Origin of the sequence: Paraburkholderia caffeinitolerans (genome assembly GCF_902859945.1) — a bacterium.
GTDB lineage: Bacteria > Pseudomonadota > Gammaproteobacteria > Burkholderiales > Burkholderiaceae > Paraburkholderia > Paraburkholderia caffeinitolerans.
This window is the reverse complement of sequence record NZ_CADIKL010000062.1, coordinates 19,304-29,117: the sequence shown is the minus strand read 5'-3', so window position 1 is coordinate 29,117 and position 9,814 is coordinate 19,304. Positions and strand designations below refer to the sequence as shown.

The 9,814-nt window shown below is 66.1% G+C and carries 5 protein-coding genes; all 5 read left to right on the top strand.

All coding sequences use genetic code 11. The features are described 5' to 3' along the window. Positions 1-193: hypothetical protein (locus HV773_RS36725; RefSeq protein WP_217481971.1), on the top strand; the 193-nt coding region annotated here is incomplete at its 5' end. Between the two features lie 303 nt (positions 194-496). Then, on the top strand, positions 497-2,380 hold the full coding sequence (locus HV773_RS34480) for a DUF2138 family protein (RefSeq protein WP_175198309.1): 1,884 nt from the start codon (positions 497-499) through the stop codon (positions 2,378-2,380). 2 nt (positions 2,381-2,382) lie between these two features. Further along, on the top strand, positions 2,383-3,072 hold the full coding sequence (locus HV773_RS34475; protein WP_175198308.1) for a DUF1175 domain-containing protein: 690 nt from the start codon (positions 2,383-2,385) through the stop codon (positions 3,070-3,072). A gap of 8 nt (positions 3,073-3,080) precedes the next feature. Continuing rightward, positions 3,081-7,994 (top strand): alpha-2-macroglobulin family protein, encoded by a 4,914-nt coding sequence (locus HV773_RS34470; protein WP_175198307.1) that lies wholly within the window; start codon positions 3,081-3,083, stop codon positions 7,992-7,994. A gap of 73 nt (positions 7,995-8,067) precedes the next feature. Beyond that, positions 8,068-9,738 carry a DUF2300 domain-containing protein gene (locus tag HV773_RS34465; protein ID WP_175198314.1) on the top strand — a complete coding sequence of 557 codons (1,671 nt, stop codon included), beginning with the start codon at positions 8,068-8,070 and terminating at the stop codon, positions 9,736-9,738. Positions 9,739-9,814 lie beyond the last annotated feature (76 nt).

Sequence of the window (9,814 nt, the reverse complement as noted above, 5' to 3'; positions counted from 1 at the left end):
CAGCCACAATCTGCTCGACACTGAAGCGTTTGCGTTTCATCGCACGGCTCCTTTCCTTCGAAAAGTCCGCCGAAAACTCGCTTACATCATGGCACTGTTTACCGGGGGCCGCTCAGTCCGTCAGAACCTGGAGGTCTCTTCGCTGAACCGCGACTTCTTCATGACAAGGTTTCTTCCGCGGTCTTGCCACTAACTTTACCGTGGGATACTACAGAGGAGTAAGGTCACATCGACTCAATTCGACGTCGCAATTCGGGCAATCAATAATGCGTTACGCAACATGCATGGCAATAGAATGTAAAAATATGCGAATATTCCGTGTGACAAGAATCATTCACGGCATGTAAATATTTTTTAAGGTAGTATCGCTGCCAACAGAAAATAGCCGCTCGCAGAGAAAGAACCTGTGTGCGGCAACCAAAACGCCGTGTGCCCTGCCGACGGGGCGTGGCGGCACAAAAGAAAACCGATTTCCCATTTCAGGGCGATTGATTCGATGAAGTTAACGCGCAAAAAGGCCGCGCTAACGGCCGCGGTTTTAATCGTTGCGCTGGTCGCCATTCAGGCGATCTGGCGTCCATTCGGCGGGAGATCGACGTTTCGGTCTCACGAAGTCGCTTTCGATATTCATTATCCCGACGCCATTATCGACAGCGCAGCTCTTTCGCGTTTGCCGCGCGATATGATTCGCGTGCCATTGCTGCACACGCTGCTCACGCGCGATTTTGTCGACTATTACGAGTCCAATTCCACACGTCTTTCCGCAGAGGGCGCCGTCCGGCGGCTCGCATTCGAACACGATCTCGACTGGCGCGACGAACTTATCAAGCGCGTATTCGACGAACCTTCGCGCGTGCTGCTGTGGCGCTCGCCCGACGGCCGCCTCGGCTATTGGGTGATGACGATGCGCCGCAATGGCCTCGCGAAGCTGATGCAGGCCGTGGGTAACGTCGCGACCAGCGACAGCCAGTTGAACCAGGCGGCCACGCTCTCCGGCGACGTGCCGGTCTACGCGCTCAAGCTCGCGGTCGGCCATACGCTGCTGTTCGCGGCGAAAGGCGAGCGGCTCATCATCATGTCGGAGCCAGGCATTCTGCTCGACGCGGACGGCAAGACGATCGGCGAACGCGCGCAGGCGCTTGGGAAGATGCTCGACGACGGCGGCGACGATGCGCTGCGCGCCTATCGCCTCGAGCACGCGCCCGCCGACGTGAATGGGCACCGGTTGATCGTCTCGGTCAATTATCTTTCGTTCGGGTATCAGGCCTTTTTCTCGGGCGTTAATGCACTGCGTTTCGATTTCGCCGCGTCGGGCAAGAACGATGCGAGCGCGAGCGGCGCTTGGAGCACGGCTGCGCTCGTCGATCCCACCCATCTGCCGCAGCACTGGGACAGCGCCGATCTCTGGCGTGCGTTGCCCGCGAACGCGGCGGCCTGCGCGAGCCTGCCGGTCGACTGGAGCGATGCTGCCGATCTGCTCGGCAAGCTGGGCGAGGGCGAACAGGCCGCGTCGAAGGTTTTGCGCGAGCGCCTCGCCGGACCCGCGGGCGTGTGCTGGTATGCGAAATCGACACTCGTGGCGCCGGTGTTCGTGGCGCGCCTCAAACCCGGGGCGGCGCAGGATCCGGCCCAACTGGCCGCGGTCAAGGGCGCACTTGCGAGCGTCTTTGGCGACGCCATTGGCGCGTATGAAGCGAAGGCGGGCAACGAGACAGGCTATCGCCGCCTGCCGGTGCAGACGAAGGAGCCGTCCGCTGGCGTCACGCTCTGGATCCGCGCGGTGAGCGCCCGCTCGGGCACGGCGCAGAGTGCGGGCTCGTCCTACGCGGCGCAGCTTTCCGCGCCGCGCTACTTTCCGGTGACGCTTGCGCTCGCGCACGGCTACGTGGTGTTCTCGCCCGACGCGCGCCTCGTGGACGACACGCTCGCCGTGCTGGACAAACGCTACCCGGCCATCGCCGACACGCTTTCGCCGCAGCGCCTGTCGACCACGGTGGTGTCGGTCATGCCGTCCACGGCGGCGGCGCTCGTGGAGCGTGAGGCGGGCCGCGCGCTGCCGGCCGATCAGGAGGCGATTTTCCGCAACGCCGCCCGCACACATCTGCTGCCGAAGCTGCACGCGGTGGCGAGCTACCCGCCGCTGGCGTTGAGCCTGCCGGACTCGCTGCCTTCGTCGGCGGGCTGGGTGCCGGTGGAGTGGCATGTGGAGCCGGGCGCGAGCGTGGGGCCGCGTGGCGACGCGGCAGCGGGGCATCCTCTGGGCGCAGGCCCGAAAGACGCGGACAACGATGCCAGCAATGCCACCCGCGGCGATGTCAGCGCAGACGTCCCGCAGCGTGCCGAAGACCGTCCGGCCCAGCCCGGCACGAGCGGCGACTGATCATGCGCCGGCGCTTCTTCCATCGATGCGCGGCAGCCGGAGCGGCCGCGCTCGGCGTGGCGCTTGCGGGCCCGGTGCGCGCGCTTATGCCGACGCAGTCCGCGCCCGACCCCGACGCGCTCACGCCCGCACAATCGACGATATTTCGTGCGTGGTTCGTGCGCATCGTCGATCAGCAGATGCGTCGCGGCCCCACGCCGCGCTGGACCCAGCGCGACTGCGCCGGCCTTGTGCGCTTTGCAGCCGTAGAGGCGCTGCGCGAGCATGACGCACGCTGGCTCAAGGCCAACGGCATGAACGGCGCGGGCGATGCGAGCCGGCTGCCGCCTGAACTGCAACTGAGCCCGCAGCAGCGCACGCTCGCGAACCGCTGGACGCGGATCGACGGCAGCGTGGGCGCCTACGTCTCGGCCATCGCGCTCATTCAACGCAACAGCCGCTTCATTTCGCGCGACGTCAATCAGGCGTTGCCGGGCGACCTGCTGTTCTTCGATCAAGGCGACGACCAGCATCTGATGATCTGGCTGGACCGCTACATCGCTTATCACACGGGCATCGTCACGCCGACCGATAGCGGTCTGCGCGCCGTCGCCGTTTCCGACCTGATGCAATGGAAAGATTCCCGCTGGCAGCCGTTCGACGGCAATCCGAACTTCGTCGGTGTGTTTCGTTTCGCATTCCTGACGCCATGAGTACCGCCATGCAACGTCTACTCTTCTCGCTGCGTTCCGTCGCGCCGTTTTTCTCGCGCGTTTCCAATGCGAAAGTGGTCGCACGGGCACGGATTTCCGATACGAAATACGGCGCATTTTCGGGCGCTCCGGCGCTGCTTGCAGCGCTGATCGCGTTGCTTTCGCTGTGTCTGGGTTTGGGGGCAACGCCTGCCTGGGCCGACGACGGCGACAACGCCGCACAGCAGAGCATCGACGCGAATCCCACTCTGGGCGCGCCGCCGTCGAGCGGCTACGACAGCCAGGTCGTGCAGGGCCAGCCGTTCTTCCTGCTTTCCGATGCGAGCTACGGCAGCAACCAGCTCGCGCAGGTGCGTCTGGAGGCGCCGGGCCGCGAATTCCAGTCAGAGCTCGAAGGCTATGGGGGCGCGGATGTCGTCGTCTACAAGGTGCCGAATCCGCTCGCGTTTCTCAAGGCGCAGAAGAACCTGCATCGCCTGAACATCAAGCCGAACTATCAGGGCGAGGGTCTCGCGAACACGCTCGCGTACCTGTGGGACCGCTGGCTCAGCGATGCGCGCCGCGCGTGGCAGCGCGTGCTTTCGTTCGCGACGCGCAGCAAGGTCACCGAGGCGAAGCCCGAATTCAAGCTCGGCGAGCAGCCGAATGCACCCACACATTTCGAGCCACAATCGCGCTTCGCGCCGCTGCGCGGCTACGAACTCGTCACGCGCTTCCGCTATCCGATCTGGAACGCGAAGACGATTCAGCCACCCAAGGGCGTGAGCCTCGCAGGCAGTAGCAGCAACTTCCTGGAGGCGCAGTCGGGCAACGTGATGATTCCGGTCGGCAAGCTGCCGCCGGGGCTCTATCTCGTCGAAGCGATGATCGGAAACTACCGCGCGCATACGCTGTTGTTCGTTTCCGATACAGTCGCGGTCGTGAAGGCCGCGTCGAGCGGTTTGATGGTGTGGACGGCGCGGCGCGACAACGGCAAGCCGGTGCCCGGCACCGAGGTGAACTGGACCGATGGCGTGGGCGTGCTACAAAGCGGCTCCACCGGCGCGGATGGCGCGCTGGTGCTCCAGCACGTCTCGCCCGAGCGCAGCTACGTGATCGGCAGCGATCCGCAGGGCGGTGTTTTCGTATCGGAAAACTTCTACTACGACAGCGAGATCTACAACACCAAGATCTACACAGTCACGGACAGGCCGCTCTATCGTCCTGGTGACGCGGTCCACGTGAAGTTCATCGGCCGCACTTTCCAGAGTGCGAATCAGTCGACGCCCGCCGCGCCCGCACAGATCAAGCTCGACGTGCTCGATCCGAACGGCGCGCCGATCGCGACGCGCAACGTGGATTTCGCATCGGAAAGCGGTGGCGAAGCGACCTTCACGCTGCCGGCGACTGCGCAGGGTGGCGGCTATACGCTGCGCTTCGACTACAACGGCGACAGCTACGGAGGCGCGTTCCGCGTAGCGGAGTACGTGAAGCCGCACTTCGACGTGAACCTCACGATGGACAAGTCCGATTACGCAACCGGCGACACGCCCAAGGGCAAGATAGCGCTGCGCTACCCGGATGGCAAGCCCGTGAAGAGCGGGAGGGTGTCGGTCACGCTGCGCGCGCAGAAGGTGGCGATCGTGGACGGCGAGTTGCGCTATTCGGGCCTCTTTCCCGTGAAGCTCGAACAGCAGGAGCTGAAGACCGATAGCGACGGTAACGCCACACTCACGCTGCCCGCCGCGAAGGAGCCGAGCCGCTACGCGCTTACGCTGTTCGCGCAGGACGGCGCCGCGTATCGCGTGCGCGTGACCCGCGAGGTGCTGATCGCGCGCGGCGCGACGCCGTATCGCCTGAGCACCGTCAAATCGTTTTCGCAGCCGCGCGAGCGTGTGACGTTCACACTGGCTGCGCTGGCCGGGGCGACCGAGGAAACGAGTGCTGGCGCTAACCCGGGCATCGGCACGAACGCGGCGCCGGCGCACAAGCCGGCGAAGTGGGAATGGGTGCGTCTCGAGTCGCAGACGAAGGCCGATGGCACACTGCCCGCCGCGAGCCCGGACGGCCGCGTGAGCTTCCCGATGCAATTCGACGAACCGGGCTCATACATGCTCTCGGTGAAGGACGACGCGGGCAATCTGCTAGCGGCGGCCAGCCATTGGGTGGCAGGAGACGGCCTCAAGGCGATTCCCGGCAGTGTCGAAGTGGTGTTCGACCGGGACCGCTACAAGATCGGCGATACGGCCGAAGCGCTCATCACGTTCCCGTATGCCGTGGACGACGCGCTGCTCACGCTCGAACGCGACAGCGTGGAAGCGCGCGCACTGCTTTCGAAGGGCGCGGACTGGCTGACGCTCACGCGCGTGGCCCCCACGCAATGGAAAGCGCGCATCAAGGTCGGCCCCGAGTTCGCTCCCAACATGACGTTTTCGGTGCTCTACGTGCACGACGGCGAATACGTATTCCAGAACGCGGGCATTGTGGTCGCGAAGCCCTCGATCGATCTCGCCGTGAAGAGCGACAAGTCCGTCTACGCGCCGGGCGAAACCGTGACGCTCGATCTGGGCAGCACGCTTGGCGGCAAGGCGCTGCCCGCGCGTCTCACCGTGAGCGTGGTCGACGAAATGGTGTACGTGCTGCAACCCGAAATTGCGCCCGACATCGTGGACTTCTTTTATCATCCGCGCCGCAACAACGTGCGCACGACGTCGAGTCTTTCGTTCATTACCTACGACCTCGCGCTTTCCGCGATGCGTGGTGCGCCCGGTGGCCCGCAGCGCGGGCAGTACAACGAACGCGGCGTAAAGGTGCTGGAGCGCCCGCGTCGCGACGACATCGACACGGCAGCATGGCAGGCCGATCTGCAAACCGATGCGAGTGGCCACGCGCGCATGACCTTCCGCATGCCCGACGCACTCGCGCGCTGGCGCATTACCGTGCGCGCGGTTTCCGCGGACGGCACGGTAGGGCAGCGTACCGCGTATGTGCGCTCGGACAAGCCGCTTTATCTGAAATGGAGCGGCCCTGCGAGCTTCCGCAGCGGCGATCAGCCGGCGATCGACATGCTCGCGTTCAATCAGGGCTCGTCCGATGTGGATGCGCAGTGGACGGTCAACGGTGCAGGCCTCGCGCTCGAACGCAAGGTTACGCTCAAGCCTGGCGCGAACTACCTGGCACTGCCACGCGTGGTGCTCACGCAGGGTCTCGTCGATGCGAGCCTGCGCGTGAACGGCAAGGAGATGGACCGCCTGCAGACTTCAGTGAGCCTTGGCGCGCCGGGTTGGCTCGATCTGCGCGAAATGCCCGTTACGCTCGACGCCAGTCCGAAGCCGCTCGCGCTCGCGCCCGATGCGCAGGATGTGCGCGTGCGCATCGTTTCGACGGGCGCGAGCCAGTTTGCGCGCGTGGCCGACGATCTCATCGCCTACCCGTACGGTTGCGCCGAGCAGACCTCGAGCCGTCTGATTCCGCTCGCACTCGCCCACGATGCGCTGGGCCGCGATGCCGATGGTTCAGCGCCGGGCGTTGCTGCGCCTCAGGGCATGACACAGGGTCTCGAGGCGCGTCTGCGCAATCAGCGCCAGCGACTCGCGTTGCTTGCAGGCATCAATGGCGCATTTGGCTGGTGGGGCGACACCACAGGGGGCAGCGCGTTCATCACGGCCTACGCGTACTACGCGGACTGGCTGGCGAGCCGCAGCCTCGGCATCTCGCTCCCGGACAGCAACTGGCAGCACGCGCTCGATATCTATCGAGACAATGGCGCGAAGGAGCCGTTGCTGCATCGCGCGCTGGCGCTCTGGCTGCTGCAGCAAATGGGGCAGCCCGTGGCGACGCCAGTCTCGGGCGTGGCCGGGCAGCTTGCGCAACGGGCATCGTCGATGTTCGATCAGGATGCCAAAGCATTGCCTGACGCATACGGCGTGGAAGACAGCCTCGTGTTCGCCGCGCCCGATTCGCCGCGTGGCTTGCAAGCGGCCGTGGTGCTGATCGCGTGGACAGCGCGGGTAACGAACGCGAGCTTGCCCGAAGGCTTCAATACGCTGGCCGCGCGCGCACGCGCGTCGCTCATGACGAATCCGACGCCGCTGATCCAGAGCCTGCTGGCCATGGCCGGCGACGCGGGCACACCCGTGGATGCAAACGCCGTGCTCGCGCAGAGCAGCGCGACGTATCCGACCATCGACCGGGCACTCACATTGCTGTGGCTGCGCAAGGCCATGGGCGGCTCGCGCGCGGGCGATGCGGCACAGCCCTTGCCCGCGCTGCAAAGCAATGGCTGGGCGCGCACGACGACGCCCACGGGGGCAACGCTCTGGAAGTGGACCGGCGCGGCTTTGCCCACCTCGCTCGACGTGGGCGGCGCAAGCCCAGAGGTCTCGGCGCTGGTTTCGTACCGCAGCCGTGCGGCCCAGGCGAGCCGCCTGCCGGTGAAGATCGAGCGCACGCTTTATCGGCTCGACCCGATCGCGCCGTCGAGCGACGCCGAAAAGCAGGCGGGCCGGGCCACGTTCGAGGCGCATCGCATGAAGGCCGGCGACGCCGTCGACAGCAACGCGCTCTATGTCGACGAAGTCAGGCTCACGCCGCAGGACAAATCGGCGCTGCATTATGGCTTGCTCGACGTGCCGCTGCCGCCGGGCGGGTCTGTGGAGGCGACGAGCTGGGGCGTGAGCATTGCCGGGTTGCCCGGCGCAGGCGAGGGCGGCAGCGGTCCGCAGCCGTTCGCGCGCGCGGCCAGCTACGAGATGGGTGAACTCGGCTATCACCAGCCCGTGCCTTTGCTCGATCGTCCCGTGGCGCTGCGCCAGCTCGTGCGCTTCGCCCTGCCTGGCACGTTCACGATGCCGCCCGCACGCTACTTCCGCATGTACCAGCCGGAGCAGAAGGCGTATGAAGGCGGCCGCAGCGACCGCATGGTCACGCTGCGCATCGAGTGAGGCCGGCGTGAGGGTGCGTATAGCCGGCGTGAGGGTGCGTATAGCCGGCTTGAGGGCGGCGCTCGCATTCGCGATGGTTGCGCTTGCAATCAGTTTGCCGCGGCCTGCGCAGGCCGCGGCGCCGTCGGCCCTGCGCTTCGCCTGGCTGCACGATGGCAGCGCGCGACTGTGGATATTCGATACTGCGGCCGAGGTCAGCGTACCGGGTCCCGGCACGCCGCTGCCGCCGACGCTCGAGACGCAGCTTGGCAGTGTCTGGAAGCTGTTCGTCTACGCGTATCTCATCGACCGGCGAATTCCCGCACCCGACTATCAATGCGATGGCAACGATCGAGAGGAGGTGTACTGCTGCATGACTGGCGGCCACATCGACCGCGATCGTGCGCTGGTGCAGTCGTGCGGCCTCTTTTTCGAGCCCCATAGATTGCAGCTCGATCCCCTGGGCTGGCGCGAGTATTGGCGCGCCCAGAAGGCGCCCGCGTGGCTGCAGGATCTCTACGCGCTGCGCCCGGAGCGCCGTGTGCGGGTGGCCGATCTGCTCAAGGCGTTGCAGGCCGTGCCCACGCGTGCCCGCGACGACACGGCGAGCACGCTGGTGTCGGTTGTCACGAGCGGTCGCGGCGAGGGTACCGTATCGCTCTATGGCAGCCTGCTGCGGGCCAAGACCTGGACCATGCCCGATCCAGCAAACCCCGGCGGCTACGAAGGCGGCGCGGCGGGCTGGCTGGCCGATGGTACGCCGATCTGGCTTGGCGGGAACGGAGGCAGCGTGCGCGTGCTGGCCGCCGCGGCGCCGCGTATTGCGCCGCTGGTCGCGCAGAGCGCCGTGCCCGACGACCGTGCCTGTGTGGTCGTCGATTTTTTTTCTCGTTATCCGATACGAAACGTGATCGATACACACGCGGGCGGGCGGGCCGCGCAGCCCGGTCTGCTCGACGGTACGTTCAGCGTGGGATTCGAGAACGGCAATTGGCTGCCCATCGAAAGCCATGGTGAGTTGCTGCTCGATCGCGACGAGACCGGCAAGCCGCGCATCGTCGGGCGCTTCGGCATGAACGACTATGTCGCGCGCGTAGTCGAGCGCGAAGGCGATACGGCGCAGCCGCAGGCGGCGCGCGCGCTCGCAGTGGCCGCGCGCAGCTATCTCGTGCAGAACGCGGGCCGTTCGCGCGGCTGCTACCGCATCGACGACAGCAGCCGCACGCAGCGCGTCTTGCCGCGCGCGCCGCGCGCCGCTGCGCGCAACGCGGCCGATTTCACCGATGGCCTGGTGCTCGCGGGCGTGCCGGTGCAGTTTCATCACGACAAGACCGCGCCCGGCCAGATGAGCTGGCTCGACGCGAAGGTCGCGGCTCAGCGAGGCCTCGCGTTCGATGGGATTCTCGCGCGCACCTGGCCGCAGGCCACGCTTACGTCGTTCACGAGCCCGCTCGCGGGCGATTGCGAGCCGGTGGCGGGCGCGCGCGACTGGCTGAGCCGCGAGGCGCCGGTCTGGGCGCGGCGCCTTGCGGGCGAGGCAGGCTACGAAGAACCTGAGTTGCCGGCCGTCTGTGAGGTGACGACGGGCCGCCCCTATGCCGATGCCGGGCGCAATCGCGTCTATATCCGCCGCCTGCGCTCCGACGACGACCGCATTGCGCTCGCGCACGAGTATCTGCATCTCGCGTTTGCGCACCATCCACGCGGGCAGGACGAGGCGTTTATCGAGCAGACCGCGCGCAAGCTGATCCTCACTGGAAGTTGAATAACCATGAAAACGCTCGTAAAACCGCGATGGACGACGACTGACACCGCTCGAGCCGCACGGCGGCGCGTTGGCT

Coding starts and splice junctions, on each gene's coding strand:
- HV773_RS34470 (WP_175198307.1), top strand. CDS start 3,081: ATGCAACGTCTACTCTTCTCGCTGCGTTCCGTCGCGCCGTTTTTCTCG.
- HV773_RS34480 (WP_175198309.1), top strand. CDS start 497: ATGAAGTTAACGCGCAAAAAGGCCGCGCTAACGGCCGCGGTTTTAATC.
- HV773_RS34475 (WP_175198308.1), top strand. CDS start 2,383: ATGCGCCGGCGCTTCTTCCATCGATGCGCGGCAGCCGGAGCGGCCGCG.
- HV773_RS34465 (WP_175198314.1), top strand. CDS start 8,068: ATGGTTGCGCTTGCAATCAGTTTGCCGCGGCCTGCGCAGGCCGCGGCG.